Annotated in this window: 14 protein-coding genes; 1 reads left to right on the top strand and 13 read right to left on the bottom strand. The window is 58.7% G+C overall.

The window, feature by feature from the left end; genetic code table 11:
• Positions 1 to 103: 103 nt before the first annotated feature.
• The 5 genes from OS242_RS16750 to OS242_RS16730 form a co-directional block, all read right to left on the bottom strand.
• Positions 104 to 2,329, bottom strand: a complete 2,226-nt coding sequence (locus tag OS242_RS16750) for a PASTA domain-containing penicillin-binding protein (RefSeq protein ID WP_267152844.1) — start codon at positions 2,327 to 2,329, stop codon at positions 104 to 106.
• Positions 2,329 to 2,712, bottom strand: coding sequence for a cell division protein FtsL (gene ftsL / locus OS242_RS16745; RefSeq protein WP_267152843.1), 384 nt, complete (start codon positions 2,710 to 2,712; stop codon positions 2,329 to 2,331). Before ftsL ends, OS242_RS16750 begins: the two co-directional genes overlap by 1 nt.
• A gap of 36 nt (positions 2,713 to 2,748) precedes the next feature.
• On the bottom strand, positions 2,749 to 3,699 hold the full coding sequence (rsmH, locus tag OS242_RS16740) for a 16S rRNA (cytosine(1402)-N(4))-methyltransferase RsmH (protein WP_267152842.1): 951 nt from the start codon (positions 3,697 to 3,699) through the stop codon (positions 2,749 to 2,751).
• A gap of 17 nt (positions 3,700 to 3,716) precedes the next feature.
• Entirely contained in the window at positions 3,717 to 4,148 is a 432-nt protein-coding gene (gene mraZ, locus OS242_RS16735) for a division/cell wall cluster transcriptional repressor MraZ (RefSeq protein ID WP_267152841.1), read from the bottom strand.
• Positions 4,149 to 4,298: 150 nt separating this feature from the next.
• Positions 4,299 to 5,318, bottom strand: a complete 1,020-nt coding sequence (locus OS242_RS16730; RefSeq protein ID WP_267152840.1) for an NADH:flavin oxidoreductase/NADH oxidase — start codon at positions 5,316 to 5,318, stop codon at positions 4,299 to 4,301.
• Between the two features lie 166 nt (positions 5,319 to 5,484).
• Between OS242_RS16730 and OS242_RS16725 the strand changes: the two genes are divergently transcribed.
• Positions 5,485 to 5,814, top strand: coding sequence for a winged helix-turn-helix transcriptional regulator (locus OS242_RS16725; RefSeq protein WP_407702124.1), 330 nt, complete (start codon positions 5,485 to 5,487; stop codon positions 5,812 to 5,814).
• Between the two features lie 31 nt (positions 5,815 to 5,845).
• Here OS242_RS16725 and OS242_RS16720 read toward each other — a convergent pair whose 3' ends face one another.
• The 8 genes from OS242_RS16720 to OS242_RS16685 form a co-directional block, all read right to left on the bottom strand.
• Complete coding sequence (locus OS242_RS16720; RefSeq protein WP_267152838.1) at positions 5,846 to 6,784, bottom strand: ketopantoate reductase family protein; 939 nt, start codon at positions 6,782 to 6,784, stop codon at positions 5,846 to 5,848.
• A gap of 245 nt (positions 6,785 to 7,029) precedes the next feature.
• Complete coding sequence (locus OS242_RS16715) at positions 7,030 to 11,781, bottom strand: alpha-amylase family glycosyl hydrolase (protein WP_267152837.1); 4,752 nt, start codon at positions 11,779 to 11,781, stop codon at positions 7,030 to 7,032.
• Between the two features lie 202 nt (positions 11,782 to 11,983).
• Entirely contained in the window at positions 11,984 to 13,045 is a 1,062-nt protein-coding gene (locus tag OS242_RS16710; RefSeq protein WP_267152836.1) for a GTP pyrophosphokinase, read from the bottom strand.
• A 122-nt stretch (positions 13,046 to 13,167) separates the two neighbouring features.
• Positions 13,168 to 13,884 carry an ABC transporter ATP-binding protein gene (locus OS242_RS16705; protein ID WP_267152835.1) on the bottom strand — a complete coding sequence of 239 codons (717 nt, stop codon included), beginning with the start codon at positions 13,882 to 13,884 and terminating at the stop codon, positions 13,168 to 13,170.
• Positions 13,881 to 14,654 (bottom strand): ABC transporter ATP-binding protein, encoded by a 774-nt coding sequence (locus tag OS242_RS16700; protein ID WP_267152834.1) that lies wholly within the window; start codon positions 14,652 to 14,654, stop codon positions 13,881 to 13,883. Before OS242_RS16700 ends, OS242_RS16705 begins: the two co-directional genes overlap by 4 nt.
• 13 nt (positions 14,655 to 14,667) lie before the next feature.
• Complete coding sequence (locus tag OS242_RS16695; RefSeq protein WP_267152833.1) at positions 14,668 to 15,624, bottom strand: ABC transporter permease subunit; 957 nt, start codon at positions 15,622 to 15,624, stop codon at positions 14,668 to 14,670.
• 4 nt (positions 15,625 to 15,628) lie between these two features.
• The gene (locus tag OS242_RS16690) at positions 15,629 to 16,522 is read right to left on the bottom strand and encodes a branched-chain amino acid ABC transporter permease (protein ID WP_267152832.1); all 894 of its coding nucleotides are present in this window, start codon (positions 16,520 to 16,522) and stop codon (positions 15,629 to 15,631) included.
• A gap of 15 nt (positions 16,523 to 16,537) precedes the next feature.
• Entirely contained in the window at positions 16,538 to 17,680 is a 1,143-nt protein-coding gene (locus tag OS242_RS16685; RefSeq protein ID WP_267152831.1) for a branched-chain amino acid ABC transporter substrate-binding protein, read from the bottom strand.
• Positions 17,681 to 17,731: the final 51 nt, after the last annotated feature.

Below are 17,731 nucleotides of genomic sequence, written 5' to 3'. Positions count from 1 at the left end.
CTTCTGTTTCTTCCGTGAGTCATTAGTACAAACGGTATGCGAAAAAGGAGGGGACAAGAACACAGCGGTTTTGACAACTGTTGTCACAAAAAAATCCCGCAGTTCAAGACTGCGGGGCCAGTTCCAATGTGACAGACGTGCCGTACGGAACGAGCGTTCCGGGCGGCGTGCCCTGTTTTGCAACATATCCGCTGCCGGTCAAATCGACCTGCAGATGCAGGAGTGCCAGCGTCTCCATCGCCTCACGCAGCGAGAGGCCGCGCAGGTCCGGGACTTTCACCTTGCCGTCGCCGCTTCCTTCCGGGCCGAAGTACAGCTTGATCTCCGAACCCTGCGGCACTTGTCCGTAGGTGGTGTCCGGCCATTGACCGGTGACCCGCGGGCCGTCGCCGACCGTCTCGATCTTGAGCCCTTGCGCTTCGGCGACCTTTTGCACGCTGTCGGCCGTCCCGCCGATGAAGTCCGGGACTTTGACGTAGGTGACAGGAGCCGCCGGTTCCCCGGACGCACCCGCCTCTGCTTGCCCCGCTCCGTCCTCCTGATCGATCGGCACTTGCAGGTAGCGGAGCGACTGCTCCATCACCACTTTTGCAGACGGTGCTGCCACCAAGGAGCCAAACTGCAACGGTGCGTTGCGGGTCGGTTGGTCGACGGTGACGTAGACGAGGATGCGCGGTTTGTCGGCCGGTGCGAAGCCGATGAAGGACAGGCGGTACTTGTCATCTTCATAGCCGCCGCCCGGCTTCATCACCTGCGCGGTGCCGGTCTTGCCCGCGACATGATAGCCTTTGATGACGTTGGTTTTGACCTTGTCGGCGAGCACCGTCTCTTCCATCACGTCACGGACCGTGCTCATCACTTCCGGGTTGCCGATCTCGTAGAGGACTTTCGGTTCGATCTCTTTGACCGTGTCTCCGTCGTGATCGCGCAGTTCCTTGACGAGGTGCGGCTGGTAGACCTTTCCTCCGTTTGCGACGGCCGTCATCGCGGCCACCTGTTGGATCGGTGTGACAGAGATGCCTTGGCCAAACGACGTTGAAGCAAGGTCGATCTCGCGCATCTTGGCCGGATCGAACAAAAGGCCCGCCTCTTCGCCCGGCAGGTCGATGCCGGTCGGTTTGTTGAAGCCAAAATTGTAGATGTGTTCGTAGAGCTTGTCCTTGCCGAGCTTTTGGCCGATCTTGACGAAGCCGACGTTGGAGGAGTTGTACACGCCTTCGCGGTAGGAGATCGTCCCGAAGCCCTTGCCCTCGTTCCAGTCCCGGACAACGTCCCCGCCGACATTGATGCGGCCGGACTGGAACGTCTCTTCGAGATCGAGCTTGTTTTCGGCGAGCGCGGCTGCCATCACGAACACTTTAAACGTGGAGCCCGGCTCAAAGGCGCGCAGGTTCCAGTTGTTCCACAGCGCCTCCGAATCCGCTTTCGCAAATTCGTTCGGGTCGTAGTTCGGGCGGCTGCCCATCGCGAGGATCTCGCCGTTGTTCGGATCGGCGACGATGATCGACGCATGCTTCGGACCGTATTTGTCGACGATGTGATTTAATTCATCTTCCACAAAATGCTGAATATTTTCGTCAATCGTCAGCACGATGTCCTGTCCGTCCACCGCCGGCACTTTCAGATCCGGCTTGTAGTTCGGCAGCGGATGTCCGTCTCGGTCGGTGTAGTACTCGACAAAGCCCGGCTTGCCGGCCAGAACGTCGTTGTAGACGTACTCCAGTCCGGCGCGCCCGGACTCCTTTTTCGCCGTGTCGTCGTGGCCGTAATAGCCGAGGATCGACGAGGCAAATGTGCCGTTCGGGTAGCGCCGCACATCAGTGCGGATCGTCGTGATGCCTTCGTATCTGTCTTCGTCATGCATCGCTTTGATCTTGTCGTGGACTTCCGCTTCGACCTTTTGCCCTTTCTCACCGAGATAAATACCTTTCTTTTCCGGGTCGGCGAGAGCGTCTTCGATCCGTTCGCGGATCTCTTGTTCGGTCGCACCGATCAATGGCGCAAGGAAGCGGGCGTATTCTACAGACGTGTCGCCTTTTTCCTTCGCATCCTCCGCACGCAGGCGGGCGAGGTCGATGTTGATGTCGTACGCGACCCCGGTAAACACGAGCTTTTTCCCGTTGGAATCGTAGATCGTACCCCGGGTGCCGTTGACTTCCTTCGAGACTTTGATCCAATATTGGGCACTTTCCTCGAGAAAATCAGCCTGTACGACCTGTATGTACGTCAGGCGTCCGACCAGCAGGAACAGCAAAATCATCAGACCGAGGCGCAGGAGACGGGAGCGGAAACGAAACGTGTGATCTTGCGGCTTCGGTTGCCCGTTCATCAGTTTTTCGCCCCCGGCAGCACGACGATCTGATCCGGCTGAACCGGCTTCATGCCGAGCTTGTTGGCGGCGTAGCTTTTGATGCGCTCCGCCGCTTCGAGCTCCAGCATCTGCTGTTCGAGCTTGAGCCGTTCATCCTGCATCGCTTGAAGTTCTTTTTCTTGCTTCTGCACGTCGTAGTTTAAGGAGATCATGCCCGCATAGCGGCTGACCAACCCGATGGCGATCACGATGCAAAAGAGGATCGTGGCCAGCCAGAGCAGCTTTTCCCGGGCTTGCGCTTTCGACTGCGCGGAACGCGCGGGGGCCGGTTGTTGCTTATACGAAGCGGTCTCCTGCGGTTTTTGCAAGGGACGCGCCAAATTGTCGCGGTACATCGACATAAGATGATACTCCCTTCCTCTCCCAGGCATGGGGTTCTACAGTTTTTCGGCAATACGCAGTTTGGCAGAACGTGCCCGCGGATTGTGCGCTAACTCCTCTTCGGAAGGCATGATCGGCTTGCGGGTGACGAGCTTGACTTTCGGCTCGTTGTCACACTGGCAGATCGGCAGTTCGGGCGGGCAGATGCAGCCCCGCGCCGCTTCCTGCAACGCCTGTTTGGCGATGCGGTCTTCCAAAGAGTGAAAAGTGATCACCGCCACACGGCCGCCAGGATTCAGCACGTCAATCGCTTGGTTGATCGCTTCGGCGAAAACGTTCAACTCGTCGTTGACGGCGATGCGGATGCCTTGGAACGTCCGCTTGGCCGGGTGAGGTCCTTCTCTGCGCGCGGCGGCCGGGATAGCCGCCTTGATGATATCAACCAGCTGACCGGTCGTTTCGATCGGCGCTGTTTTACGTTCGCGAACGATAAATTCGGCGATTCGTTTCGCCCATTTTTCTTCAGCGTATTCATAGAGGATACGCATGATCTCGTCTTGGCTCCAGTTGTTCACCAGCATATGCGCGGTGAACTTCTGCGTTTTGTCCATGCGCATGTCGAGCGGTGCGTCGTGCTGGTAGCTGAACCCGCGCTCTCCCACGTCCAGTTGCGGCGAGGAGACACCGAGATCAAACAGCACGCCGTCGACGCCGTCCAGACCCAGTTCGGCTACGATCTCTTTCAATCGGCGAAAGTTGGAATGCACGATCATAAAGCGTCCCTCATACGGTGAGAGGATCTCGCCTGCGTTGGCAATGGCGGTCAAATCTTGATCGATCGCGATCAGGCGGCCGGTCGGCGAACTGGCCTCCAAGATGCGTCCGGAATGACCCGCCCCGCCCAGCGTGCAATCGACATACACGCGCTCAGGCTGCGGTTTCAAAGCGGTGACCGCTTCTTCGGCAAATACAGAAATGTGATGAAAGTTGGCAGTTTGTTCGGACATGGGTAGTTTGTACACTCCTATAAGTCGAGATCGACCAGTTTTTCGGCGATTTCCGCAAAAGAATCGGCAGATTCCTGACAGTAGTTCTCCCACGTTTCCTTACTCCAGATCTCGACCCGGTCGGACACGCCGATCACCACGCAGTCCCTCTGCATGTTCGCATATTCGCGCAGATGGTTTGGGATGTTGATGCGGCCTTGCTTGTCCAGATCGCATTCAGTCGCTCCGGAGAAGAAGAAGCGGGTAAATGCCCGCGCATCGGAGCGGGTAAATGGAAGAGTCTTCAACTTCGCCTCTATCCTCTCCCACTCCGTGCGTGGGTATACGAAGAGACATTGGTCCAAACCACGGGTCACGACGAACGAAGCGCCCAGTGCATCCCGAAATTTAGCCGGAATGATCAGTCGTCCTTTGTCGTCGATATTATGCTGAAACTCACCCATGAACATCTCTTCTCACCCACTTTGCGGAGAAATACTCCACTTCCCCCCACTTTCCACCACGCTGTCTGATATTCTTTCCCACAATAAGAAATCCTGCCGCAAATACGACAGGATGGGGTCTTTTTATTAAAATAGTTCGATAGTCCCAGAGGAGTTTTAGAAGAATTTTCCGTAAACGCCCGGCATCTCCAACTTAATACCCATTTGCTCCGCCATGTGTTTGGCCAGATACGGGTCTTTTAGCAGGCCCGTCCCGATGGCAACCAGATCGGCGCGCCCGCTTCTCACCACTTCTTCGGCAAGGCTGTGGTGGTCCAATCTCCCCACGGCGACGGTCGGCAGGCCGACGTCGCGGCGGATCGTGGCAGCGAAAGGCACTTGGTAGCCCGGGTAGACGTCCGGTCGGATCGGCACGTTGCCCCCGGAGGAGCAGTCGATCATATCGACCCCCGCCTCCTTGAACTGTCGCGCCATCTCGACCATCTCTTCCAATGAATAGCCGTCCTCCGAATACTCGACAGATGAGACGCGCATCAACAGCGGCATGTCGTCCGGGATCACCGCTTTCACCGCCCGGATCACTTCTAACGGAAATCTCAGGCGGTTCTCCAGCGAGCCGCCGTATGAATCGTCGCGTCGGTTGGTGATCGGCGAGAGAAACTGGTTGATCAGATAGCCGTGCGCCCCGTGGATCTCCACCGTGTCAAAACCGGCCGCGACCGCGCGCTCTGCCCCTTTGCGAAACGCTTCGACGATATCGGCGATCTCGCTCTCGGTAAGCGCATGCGGCGTGCGGTATTGTTCAAAGCGGGTCAGGCTGCTCGGCGCGACGTTTGGCTCATCGGCCACTTCCGACTTGGTGCCGGCGTGGGCGAGTTGGATCGCGGTCTTGGCACCGTATGGACGGCACAGGTCGACGATGCGGGCGAGACCTGCGACGTGGTCATCCGACCAGATGCCGAGGTCTGCGGACGTGATGCGGCCGCGCGACTCCACGCCGGTCGCCTCCACCATCACGAGCCCGACGCCGCCGACAGCGCGGGAGCCGTAATGAAGAAAATGCCAGTCATTGGCCATCCCGTTCGGCTCGGCGTGATATTGGCACATCGGCGACATCATCACACGATTTTTCAAATTCAGCCCCTTGAGGGCAAACTCATCAAACAATCCTGGCATACGATCCTGTCCCCTTCCAATCGTTGTCAAGTTGGAGTCTACCAGATCTACTTTATAAAGTAAAGTAACGCGATCCGATGAAGTTTAGTTTCGTATATAAAAAAATGGACGAAGACATGATATACTATACTAAGGAAAGCAATTCCGAAAAGGTGGCGAACGCATGGTGCAACAACTGCATGGCTGCCCGATCGAGGTCACGCTGCATGTGATCGGAAAGAAATGGACGGTACTGATCATCCGCGAGCTGTTTGACGGCAAAAAGCGGTTCTCCGAGATCGCGGACTCCCTGCCGATCTCTTCGAAGCTCCTCACTGAGCGGCTGAAAGAACTGGAGGCGCACGGCATCATCCTGCGCACTCTCTATCCGGAGATCCCGCCGCGCGTCGAATACACGTTGACCGAGAGCGGGAAAACGCTTTCGAGCGTCTTGGACGCCCTGCGCGATTGGGGCGCAGGACATTACGAAAAACTCTGCGAAGAAGAGAAAAAATAGCCCTCCGCCCTTACCGGCAGAGGGCTGTTTTTTATTTGTCGCCCGGTTTCCCGTCCCGTTCCGCCTGCAGAACCTGCTGATAGACGCGCTCGTTGCACGGAGTCGGCACCCCGTGCTCCTTACCCAGTCGCACGATCTCGCCGCACATGGCGTCGATCTCCGTCTTTCTGCCCCGTTCGAGGTCTTGGAGCATGGAGGAGCGGTTGCCGGCCGTGGTGCGGCAGACGTCGAGCACGCGGGCAAAACTGTCGTGCAGCGCCACGCCAGCGGCAGCCGCCACGCGCTCCGCCTCCTCGACGAGCGAGCGGGACACCGCCAGCAGGTCGGTCCGCAGCGGGAGTTCCCCGTTTTTCAACCCGTGCAGCGCGGTCATCGGATTGATCCCGATGTTGACCATCGCTTTGCGCCACACCTCGGTGCGGATGTCGTCCGCCACCGTCACGGGATGCCCGCATCCGGTGAAAAGCTCCGCCCACCACTTCGCCCCACTTTCAGTGGTCGCTGCCAGAAAATCGCCGATCACCGTCCGACCTCTTCCTTTATAATAGACGCTCGTCTCGCCATCCGCCGTCGCCCCGTGCGTCGTCAGCCCAAGCGCGATCTGCTCCGGCGGCACCAGTTCGACCAACCGCTCTCCGTTGCCAAGCCCGTTTTGCATCGACAACACCGGCACATCCGGCAATCGGACCCGCAACAGCTCCCCGGCCGCGCTTGTGTCGTAGCTTTTCACCGTCAAGATCGCGCCGTCCACTGCGGGCAGTCTGTCCGATGTGTCCCAAGTGACGGCCTCCACCTCGACGCGATGTTCCGTGCCGTCCGTCTCATAAAACAAGAGCCCTTGCTTCTTCAATGCCGCTGCCTGCTCGGTCCGCCGGCAGATCAGCACCGCCTCCTGTCCGCCCTGCCGCAACGTCCACGCCAGCATCCGGCCGATCGCCCCCGCACCGATGATCGCGATCCGACGATTCATCCTCCGCACCTCTTCCTCTCGTTTCCGTGATTAGGGAGATCGTACCTTATTTTGCCCAAAAGAAAAACCCCGGAGTTGCCTCCGAGGTTCTGCCTCCCCACCTTTACATGCAGGAGATGTTGAGAAACGCGCTTTCGAACGCCTCTTCCACTTCTGACCCGCGAGTACCGCACTTGAATCATCGGCATCAGTTGCCGCAAACGCACCCCTTGCAGAGCAATCTGCAAGGGGTGCTTCGTGGTGATTTATTGACGCGTGATCTTCATCGTCAGCGTCTTAGTCGCTTGACCGGCGCGGCCCTTGTCGGTGTACCACGGTTGGTTCAGCGTCTCCTGCGTCGGTTCGATATGCAGGACGACGGTGTTCAGGCCCATGTTCAGCGGGATGTTCTCCAGCGATACATGGCCGTACGCGTCCATCGCGCCTGCCGGAAGCGGCTGCCCGTTCATCGTGAAGTTCACGCCGAACGGAACGTTCGCTTTGAGCGTAAAGGTGCTGTCTGTCGTCGTGTACTCGATGTCCTCGCCATAGGAGATGCGCGGCATCGTGACGATCATCGGCATATCCACCCAACGCATGACATAATCGTCGACGATCATCTGGTTGCCGCCTTGGTTTTTGATCGTCAGGCGCATGTTCGTGTCGGTGGAGGAATACGCCCAATTGCCGTAGTCGGTTGTATCGTTCTCCACACGGGCATGCGAGGTGAACGCCTCGGTGCTCCAGGAGCCGCGCGTGTATTTGTACTGAATCTGCTTGCCTGCCATCATTTTAAATTTGTGCTCGACCACGTTGCGGGTCGTCGCGCCGCTCGGCACTTTCAATTCGTTGCCGCTGGCGTTCCACCCGTTCAGGTCGCCGGCGAGATAGATCCCGTCGGTGGCCGGGGTGTACGACGGCAGGTGCACGCGCAGGGTCACGTCGACCATGACCAGCGTCGGCGTCACGGCGCGTTCGCTGGAAGCGGCACGGTTGTACGCTTGGTCGTACGCCACCACTTGGTAGGTGTAGGCGGTGTCGTTGGAGACGGTGAAATCGACATAGGAGGTCGCATCCTTCGCCAGCGTGGCGACTTTTTGATAGCCGCTGCCCGCTTTGCGAAGCACTTCAAACCCGGCGATGTCGCTGCCCGCTGCCGTCCAGCGCAGTTCCACGCGGTTCGACTCGACCGGGATCTCCGCCAGAGCCGGTGCGGCCGGAGCCGTGGTGTCGTTTGCGTCCGCCCTCGCTGTCAGCGTTTTGGCAGCTGACTCTTGGAACGTCTCGCCGTTGTCGGTCGAGACTTTGGCCAGGTAGGTATACTCGCCCGCTGCGGTCGGTTCGAACACGGCGGTGTAGATCTTTTTGCCGTCGCGGTCTTCTTTGTAGCGCAGTTTCGTGTCGGCAGCCAGCCTCTTGTCGGTACCGCTCACAAAGTACGCGAGACGGGCGATGACGCCGTTTGTGTCGGTCAGCCCCGGAATGTCGAGGGCGACGGCGATCTCGGAGGTCGTCTTGCCGACGCCGACCGTCATCTCGTTCGCCCCGGTGACGATCTCCACGCTTTGAATCGGGAAAGCGGGAGTGGCTGCGACCATCTGGCCGAGCAGACTCTCGCCCGTGCCATTCTTCGCCGTCACGGCGTAGTAGTATTTGGTGCCGTTGACGACGTTTTGATCAACAAAAGAGGTCGTCGTCGAAGTGCCGACTTTTTCGACCGAGCCGCCTTCAATCGCAGCGCGGTACACGTTGTACTCCGTCGCGCCTTCGACCGGTGCAAAGCTCAGCGTGACGGTCTGGTTGCCGCCCCGTGCTTGCAGGTCGGTGACAGCCGGAACGACGGTCAGTGGTTCGGTCGAGGTCATCATCAGGCCGGACTGCGGCTGAAGGGTGAGCGCGATCTTGCCGTTTTCCACAGTCGCTTGAACGGAGCCTTGCAGCACGTCTTTCAGCGTCACGCCGTCCGGCAGGAAGCCGGTGACGGCAGCGATGATCGTCTTGACTTCGTTGCTGCGGTTGATCGCGATGAGACCTGCCGCAGTGTCATTTTTGCGAGCATAGGCGATCACATCGCCTTGTGCGTACGCCACCTGCAGGTCGCCGGTTCGCAGCACCTCATTTGCGTTGCGGACGTTCGCCGCTTGCTGATAGGTGCGGAACAGGTCGCTGTAGCGGCCCGTGCCTGCAAAGTCGCCCTTTTTACCGGCGGCGACGCGCTCCCACGGGAAGGAGCGGCGGGAGTCCGGATCTTTCGTGCCGGTCAGACCGACTTCATCACCGTAGTAGACGGTCGGCGCGCCCGGATAGCCCATTTGGAAAATAGCGGTCAGTGCTTGTTGCTTCAGCGCGTGGTCGCTGGCTTCCGGCGCTTGGGCCGTATTTTCTTCTTCCCACTGCGGGTGATCGTATTTTGTGATCGAGCGGGTGGTGTCATGCGAGCCGACGAGGTTGAGCATGACTTTCCACGCTTCGTCCGGATAGTCTTCGCGGATCGAGTCGAGCGCGTTGTGGAACTGTTCCGCGTTGCCGTTGATCAGGAAGTTTTGCAACGCGCCGCGGAACCGGTAGTTCATGACCGAGTCAAACTGGTCGCCGAGCAGATAGTGGGACGCATTGCCCCACTCCTCGCCGAGGATGATCGGGTCGGAGATCGCGTCATGGTTGGCATCTTTGCGGCCCGCGGTCGACTTGACCGCCTCGCGGAATTTCTGCCACGTGCCTTGCGACACGTCCGGTGCGACGTCCAGACGCCAGCCGCTCGCCCCGAGGTATTCCCAGCGTTGCGAGTTGGCGGTCTTCATCTGTTCTTCCGCCGCCTTGTCGGACAGGCCGGTCAGATCATGACCGATGACCATGTCGCGGTAGCCCGGCACGTTCCATTCATGTGCGCCGGACAGCGCTTTGTCATCGCCCGGCTGCGGTTCTTTCGCTTCGACGGCCGGCAGCGAGTCAAAGCCCCACCAGGCATCGTACTTGTATCTGGTATTGCCGTCCGCCTCGGTGATCTTTTGATTTTCCACTTTGAACCACGTGGTGAAATCAAAGTCTTCCGGGTAGGCGTAGTTTTTGCCGGTGACGAGGTTGAGTTTCGACGTGTACGACCGGCGCACTTCGTTTTCCGCCTGCGCCTGCGTCTTGCCTTCGTCGTTGACTTTGTCCCAGACTTGCGCCCAGTACTCGTACGCGCCGATCTCCGGGTATTTGTTGTAGCGGTCAAAGTAGATCGAGTCGTCCCCGACGTGATTGAACACGCCGTCGACGATCAGTTGAATGCCGCGCTTTTTCGCTTCTTTGGCAAATTTGGAGAAGACGCGGTCGGATGCCACCTTCGTCTTTTCATAGTCAAGCCCGGAGGTCGGGTCGTTCGGTTTGTTGTAGACCGGTTCGCCGAACATCGGGTCGAGGTGGCGGTAGTCGGTCGCGTCGTACTTGTGGTTCGACGCCGCCCATGCGACCGGGTTGAGATAGAGCACCGAGACACCGAGCGTCTTCAGATAGTCGAGCTTTTTCTCGATGCCTGCGATGTCGCCGCCGTAGAACTCATTGGTCCAGTTGCCGTCCGTTTTGGCCTCCGGGTAGTACGGTTTGTTCTCCGGCGTGGAGTGGCGCGGGTTTTCCGGCAGGTCTTGCCAGGTGCCCCACACTTGGTCAGGCGTCGGGTCTTTCTTGACGCCGCCGTCAAAGTATTGCAACTCGATGCCGCCCTTTGCGGTGGACTGCTCCGGCAGACCGTTGCCGCGATAGCCGTCGACCGTCTTGGCCCGGTTATTGTCCGGGTTGCCGTCGAAGAAGCGGTCGATGAACACTTGGTAGACGATGCCGTTCTTCATCCAGTCCGGCGTCTTAAAGTCTTTGTCGTAAACGGTGAGATCGAACGGGATCGCGCCTTCATCAGACACCGTGCCGGTGCCGCCGCGTGCGCCGTCTTCGCCGTATTCGACTTTGGTCTTGCCGTCGATCAGGATAAATTTGTAGCCGTAGATACCGATGCCGGTGAAGGCAGAAGCCGGGATCGTCACTTCAAAGTAATCGCGCTCTCCGACCGTCGTGACTTTTTTCATGTCATACGCGGAGGCCACGCCTTTGCCGTCGATCAGCTCGGCTCGGGCGATCTGCACGTCGTCCGCTTCGGCCGCGATGCGCAGCGTCAAGTCTTGCGTGCCGGCCGGGATCGCGCCGAACGGCTTTTTGTAGGTGACGGAGCGGGAGTCAAAATAGAGTTTGTTCCCTTTGATCTGCCCGTCAAACGTGCCGTCTGCCGGGACGTAGTTGTGCGTCAACGCTCTTTTGCTCATGTCGAGCGTGAACGTAACGTCGGATGGATCGAGCGTCACCAGTTGCAGGTTGGAGCCGCCCTGACCGTCCGCCCCGTAGTTTTCATCCCAGTTCGGGCCAAACGTGACTTTCGCCTCGTAGGAGCCGGCCGGGAACGGGCGTTGCAGTTTGTAGACCGTGCCGTCAAAGTGATAGTCGACAAACAACTGCTGCGCTTGATCCGGTGCCCAGTTCGGCTCGCCGAACACAGACTGCACCGTGCCGACCAGACGCGGCCATCTTTCTGCCGTCACGGTCGGCGCGTACTGAGCCAGACCTGCGACGTTCGGAACGGAGATGCGGGCTTGGCCGATCTCCTCGTTGATGTAGAAATTGACTTTGGAACGCTCGCTCAGATCAAAGGCAAAGTTGTTGCCGTTGTTCGAGTAGCCGTCCCACGTGTCGTTTTTCGTAAATTTGAACTCATGATGCCCGGCTTCCAGCACCGTCGACCAGGCGTAAAATGCGCCGACGAGGTGCTTGAGCTGCGTGTCGGTGGACGAGTTGTTCCACCCTTGGAAACTGCCGGCGACCACCCATTTCGTTTTACCGCCCGGTTGGTCGATGAAAACGTCAGGCGTGATCGCGTCTTCTGCGAGAGCCGTCGCAGGCAGGATCGAGCCCGCGGCCACCTGAATCATCATCAGGAAGACGAGGACTGCCGCCCACACGCGGGCCGGTCGCTTCGCTTGCAGAAATTCCATTCTCTTACCTCCCTTTTCCTCATCTGTCTGCACTCCGCTTAACCTGAGTGAAAACGCTTGCACAAAAATGCAAACGATTGCACCAATTTCAAAAACTGTTCACATCTAGCTTAGAGGATGGGGGATGATGGAGTCAATAGGGAGATGTGACCTGTGAGAGCCAAAAATCCGCCTGCTCTCAGGGCAGACGGATTCTTGATGTTTACAGGGCCTCTTCGACATAGACGAGGATCTCATGCACCAGCCGCTCGATGCTCTCCCGGTCTACAAAATTGCTGGTGTTGAGCAGATAATGGCGGATGTGATCCCTCGACCCGGTCTTCCCGATCAGCACGTTGGACAGTTGGAACAGCGACGAGCCGATCACCACCGCCTCCACGCGGTTGTGGCGAAACACTTGCGCGACAAATCGCAGCAGCACGTCGCGATGCTCGTGCAGCAGCGTCACCACGTCGGAGATCGTCTTGACTCCGAGGTAGTGCAAACGGTGCGCCATCTCGCCAAAGAAGTTCTCGTCGTACACGACGGGCACACCGGCGAGGGCGGCGATCTGGATGTCGAGTTCTTTGACGTACGCGCTGTTCAGGATAAACGACTTCAGCGAGGCTTGGTCGATCAGCACTTCGGCCGGCTTTTCGTCGATTTGCTTCGGCACCGCCTGCTCATACTCGGTCAACTGTTCGCGGATGCGGGCAAACTCGATGTCGGCCAGTTCCAGCAGCCCGGCGAGGCGGGAAAAGCTGCGGCGAATGTCTTTCGGGACGGCGTGTTCGCTCTTGTACCCCATGTCGTGTTCGATCTCTGCCCAGGTGTGTTGCAGGATCGAGCGGATCTGGATCTCAAACTTGAGCCCTTCAAACCGCGCATATTCGGTGAGCTCGAGCCGCTTCGCCGGGAGCTGACCCACATAGTGCAAGGAAAGGTAGCCAAATCGGTCCGGGTCGAGCGTCTTGCGTTTGTCGACCGAGTTGTCGCTGTCGATCTCAAACTCCTGCTCCATGATCTCGGCGATGGCGTCCACTTCATCATTGTAATAGGTGATGATCCGAAGTGCTGCCAGATCGGTGATCTGACGCAGAGAACTGTATTTGCCGTTTGCGCTGTTCAGCTTGCCTTGCAGCGAGCCGGGGTCTTTGGCGCGGGAGGTGATCGAGTGAACGCGCACCCCTTTTTGCTTGAGGAGTTCGCGGATCAGCCCGTCCAATTTTTGTGTGAAATCGCTGTACAGTCCGTGGTCTCGTTGGTATTCATCCAATATCGTCATCGTCTTGTGCTCCATCGTGCTTCACGTCCTCTCGTCTCCCTGCCTCCGGGATTTTTCTATGTATTTCGACAGAGAAAGCCGACATCCTTGTGAATGTCGGCTTTCTCTTATTTCCCGGAAAATCAGTTGGCGAGATACGCCTTGACGATCTTTTCATCCTGGCTGAGCAGATCGGCCCGGTTTTGCAAGGTGATCTGCCCGGTCTCCAGCACATAGCCTTGATGCGCCAGTTTCAGCGCGGCTTTGGCGTTTTGTTCGACGAGCAGCACCGGAATGCCCTCGGCGTTGATCTGGCGGACGATTTTAAAGATCTCCTTGACGATGATCGGAGCCAGCCCCATCGACGGCTCGTCCAACATCAGCAGTTTCGGATCGCTCATCAAGGCGCGGCCCATCGCCAGCATCTGCTGCTCCCCGCCGGACAGGGTGCCCGCCCGCTGTTTGGCCCGCTCGTTCAGGCGCGGGAACAGGTGCATAACCCGCTCCAGCGTACGCTTGGTGAACGCGGGGTCTTTGCGCTTGGTGAAGCCGCCCAGTTCGAGATTTTCCAAGACGGTCAGCGCGCCGAACACCCGACGGCCTTCCGGAACGTGGACGATGCCGAGCTCGACGATGCGGTGCGGATCGAGACGGGTGATCTCTTCGCCGAGGAAGCGGATGCTGCCCCCTTTGGCGCGGACGAGGCCGGAGATCGTTTTCAGCGTGGTGCTCTTCCCTGCCCCGTTGCTGCCGAGCAACGCGGCGATCTCCCCTTCTTCCACACGCAGCGAGACTCCGCGCAGAGCGTGGACTTGACCGTAAAAAGCATCGACGTCGCGCAGTTCGAGGATCTGGCTCATTCGTCATCCTCCTCCTTCCCGAGGTAGGCTTCGATCACCAGCGGGTCGTTTAGCACGTCGATTGGTGCACCCTCGGCGATCTTGCGGCCGTAGTTGAGCACGACCAGCCGCTCCGAGACTTTGGTGACCAGACCCATGTCGTGCTCGATCAGCGCGACGGTCAGGTCGTAGTGCTCGCGGATGCGGCGGATCAACCCGACCAGCTCGACTTTTTCCACCGGATTGAGCCCCGCGGCCGGTTCGTCGAGCAGGAGCAACTGCGGCTCGGTGGCGAGGGCGCGGGCGATCTCGACATAGCGTTGATCCCCGTAGGCCAGATGCTTCACCAGTCTATCCGCGTGTTGCGCCACCCCGACAAACTCCAGACATTTCATCGCATGGGCGCGGATCTCCGCCTCTTCCCGCTTTTGGGACGGCGTCCGCAGCAGCGCGCCGAGGACGCCCTGTTTGGTACGGACGTGCCGGCCGCTCATCACGTTTTCCAGCACGGTCAGATCAGGAAACAACCGCAGATTTTGGAACGTGCGCGCCACGCCGAGCCGGGTGATGGCACTCGGTTTTCTCCCGACCAAGTTTTGCCCTTTCAGGCGAAACTCACCGCGCGTCGGACGGTAAAAGCCGGTCAGCATGTTGAACACAGACGTCTTGCCCGCCCCGTTCGGGCCGATCACGCTCATGATCGTCCGCTCCGGGATCTCAAACGACAAGTCGTCGATGGCGGTCAGGCCGCCGAATTGCAACGTCACATTTTTTACTTCCACCAATGCCACGATCGGCCCCTCCTCACTCCGTCTTCCCGCGGCCGCTCGGCCACAAGCCCTGCGGACGGAAGATCATCATCACGACCAGCGCGATCCCGAACAGCAGGAAGCGCCATTCAGCAAAGCTGCGCATCAACTCCGGCAAGATGATCACCAGCACCGCCCCGAGCACGACGCCCGGCAGACGGCCGAGGCCGCCGAACACGATGGCGAGCAAGATCATCACCGATTGCATAAAATTGAAGCTCTCCGGCGCAATCGCCGACATCTTGACCGCAAACAGCGAGCCGGCAAATCCGCCAAACATCGCTCCGAGCGCATAGGCGATCAATTTCACGCGCACGCGGTCGATGCCCATCGCTTCCGCCGCATCCTCGTCTTCGCGGATGTATTTCCATGCGCGGCCCAGACGCGAGTTGCCGAGTCGGTTGACCGCAAACAGAGTCAGGATCGCCAGCAACAGCATCGCCCAGTAAAAATCATACAAGTGCGTGAACGCGTAGCCGCCGATGGACGGGCGCGGGATGCCGAAGATCCCCGAGGATGAGCCGGTGATCTCCAAGTTCAGCGCCGTGATCCGAATGATCTCGCCAAAGCCGAGCGTGACGATGGCGAGGTAGTCGCTGCGCAACCGAAGCGTCGGCGCGCCGATGATGATCCCGGCCAGAGCGGCCAGAGCGCCGCCGATCAGGAAGGTCAGCCAAAAATTCATCTGAAACTGCGTCATCAAGATCGCCGACGTGTACGCCCCGACCGCAAAAAACGCGGAGTAGCCGAGGTCGAGCAGCCCGGCATAGCCGACGACGATGTTCAGACCGAGCGCGAGGACGACGTAAAACAGCGCCATCGTCGCGACGTCGAGCATGTAGTTGTTCGCATAGTACGGCATCAGGAACAGGATGACGGCGAACAGTGCCAGCAGGACAGGAATCAGCGGCGATTTTTTTGCCAAAGGAGTCGTGGTTTGAAGCTGTGCCATCTCTCTACATCCTCTCCGTCACGTTTTCCCCGAGCAGCCCGGTCGGTTTCAGCACGAGGATCAGTATCAAAATAGAGAAGGCAAACACGTCCTTCCACTCACTGCCAAGCCAGACGGTGCCAAATGACTCCAGCAGGCCGAGCACAAGCCCCCCCAGCATCGCGCCGGGGATGGAGCCGATCCCGCCGATGACCGCAGCGGTGAACGCCTTCAATCCGACGATAAAGCCCATCATAAACGAGATCTGCCCGTAGTACATGCCCGCCATCATCCCGGATGCGGCCGCCAGCGACGAGCCGATGAAAAACGTCAGCGAGATGATGCGTGTCACCGGAATGCCCATCAAAGACGTCGCCGCATGGTCGATGGAGATGGCGCGCATCGCCTTGCCGTACAGAGAGCGGGTGACAAACAGGTGCAGAGCGGTCATCAGCAGCACTGAGAGCAGGATGATCAAGATCTGCGCGTAGGTCAACGTCGCACCAAAGATCTGAAATCCTTCGGTCGGCAGTTGCACCGGATAGACTTTGAAACTCGGACCGAACGATTTCATCACGCCGTTTTCCAGCACCAGCGACACGCCGACCGCCGTGATCAGGATCGTCAGCCGCGGTGAAGAGAGCAGCGGACGATACGCGACGCGCTCGATGCCGATGCCGAGCAATCCGCCGAACAGGAGGGCCGCAAAGAAGGCGACCACCACGCCGAGCAACCCCGTGCCACCCCCAAAGAGGGACAGCACGGCAAACCCGACGAACGCACCGACCATGTACAGGTCACCGTGCGCGAAGTTCAACAGTTTGATGATCCCGTAGACCATCGAATACCCCAGCGCGATCAAGGCGTAAAACGAACCGATGATCAGCGCATTGATCATTTGTTGGGTGAACATTTCCATTTGGGTGTCACCCACCTATTCACGAGTGAATTGGCCGTTTTTCACTTTCAGGACGATAAAGTTGGATTTCTCCAGCGTGCCGTCCGACTTGAACGACACATCGCCTCCGAACGTTTTGAACGACTTGGTCTCTGACAGTGCTTTGACAATCGCCGCTTTGTCATCGGAGCCTGCGCGTTTGATCGCATCGGCGAGCAGGCGCATGCCGTCATAGGAGACGGCGGTGTACGGACCCGGCTCCATGTTGAACTTCGACTTGTAGGTGTCGATGAACGACTTGGCTTCCGGGATGAACTCAGCGGTCGGCGAGGTGATGACAAATGCGTCCTCCGCCGCCTCTTTGCCCGCGATCTCGATCAGGGTTTTGTCGTTGGAGCCGTCGCCCACGCCGATCGCGCCGGAGACACCGAGCTGCTCGAATTGCTTGATCAGCAGGCCTCCCGCCGCGTAGTAGGCCGTCCAGAACGTCGCGTCCGGCTTTTGCGCTTTCAGTTGGGTCAGCATCGCCGTGAAGTCTTTCTCTTCCGGGTTGATCGCTTCGAAGGCGACGACTTGTCCGCCTTGTTTTTGCACAGCCGTCTGGGTGGTCTCCGCAAGCCCTTTGGCAAAAGCGGTGTTGTCATGCACGATGGCAACGCGCTTGCCGCCGAGCGTTTTGAGCATATATTCGGCCGCCGCTTCACTCTGTTGGTCGGTGGTCGCGGTGGTCAAGAAGACCTCTTTGTACCCTTGTGCCGGAATTTTTGCCGAGGAAGCCGCTGTGACCATCACCGGGACGCCCGCGTTGTGGTAGATGCCGGACGATGGGAGCGTGGCACCCGAGCAGTAGAATCCGATGACCGCCTTGACCCCTTGCGAGACCAGTTTGTTCGCAGCTGCCGTCGCCGTTTGCGGATCGCACGCGTCATCGGCAAACTCCAACTTGATCTTTTTGCCGTCGATGCCGCCTTTTTCGTTGATCTCTTCGGTCGCCATCTTGATCGCGTTGTTCATGTCCTCGCCCATTTTGGCAGATGAACCGGTCGTGGGGGTTTGGACGCCGATCAGAATTTCACCGCTGCCGCCGCCCGAGGAGTTGTTCACCGCTTCCGGGCTGCAGGCAGACAGCAGCGCCGAAGACAAAGTGAGTGCGAGACCGAGTTTTTGCCAAGATTTCATGTTTTGTATACCTCCTTATAAAGATAAAAATTAAAATCAGACATTCGGGTA

This window comes from Tumebacillus lacus, assembly GCF_026410385.1.
Classification (GTDB): Bacteria; Bacillota; Bacilli; order Tumebacillales; family Tumebacillaceae; genus Tumebacillus; species Tumebacillus lacus.
Note: the sequence above shows the minus strand (reverse complement) of the source record. Positions and strands in the feature narration are given on the sequence as shown.

What these genes read in the sequence shown, in the direction of transcription:
- OS242_RS16750 (WP_267152844.1), bottom strand. Translation starts at nt 2,329, where the DNA reads ATGAACGGGCAACCGAAGCCGCAAGATCACACGTTTCGTTTCCGCTCC.
- ftsL (WP_267152843.1), bottom strand. Translation starts at nt 2,712, where the DNA reads ATGTCGATGTACCGCGACAATTTGGCGCGTCCCTTGCAAAAACCGCAG.
- rsmH (WP_267152842.1), bottom strand. Translation starts at nt 3,699, where the DNA reads ATGTCCGAACAAACTGCCAACTTTCATCACATTTCTGTATTTGCCGAA.
- mraZ (WP_267152841.1), bottom strand. Translation starts at nt 4,148, where the DNA reads ATGTTCATGGGTGAGTTTCAGCATAATATCGACGACAAAGGACGACTG.
- OS242_RS16730 (WP_267152840.1), bottom strand. Translation starts at nt 5,318, where the DNA reads ATGCCAGGATTGTTTGATGAGTTTGCCCTCAAGGGGCTGAATTTGAAA.
- OS242_RS16720 (WP_267152838.1), bottom strand. Translation starts at nt 6,784, where the DNA reads ATGAATCGTCGGATCGCGATCATCGGTGCGGGGGCGATCGGCCGGATG.
- OS242_RS16715 (WP_267152837.1), bottom strand. Translation starts at nt 11,781, where the DNA reads ATGGAATTTCTGCAAGCGAAGCGACCGGCCCGCGTGTGGGCGGCAGTC.
- OS242_RS16710 (WP_267152836.1), bottom strand. Translation starts at nt 13,045, where the DNA reads ATGACGATATTGGATGAATACCAACGAGACCACGGACTGTACAGCGAT.
- OS242_RS16705 (WP_267152835.1), bottom strand. Translation starts at nt 13,884, where the DNA reads ATGAGCCAGATCCTCGAACTGCGCGACGTCGATGCTTTTTACGGTCAA.
- OS242_RS16695 (WP_267152833.1), bottom strand. Translation starts at nt 15,624, where the DNA reads ATGGCACAGCTTCAAACCACGACTCCTTTGGCAAAAAAATCGCCGCTG.
- OS242_RS16690 (WP_267152832.1), bottom strand. Translation starts at nt 16,522, where the DNA reads ATGGAAATGTTCACCCAACAAATGATCAATGCGCTGATCATCGGTTCG.
- OS242_RS16685 (WP_267152831.1), bottom strand. Translation starts at nt 17,680, where the DNA reads ATGAAATCTTGGCAAAAACTCGGTCTCGCACTCACTTTGTCTTCGGCG.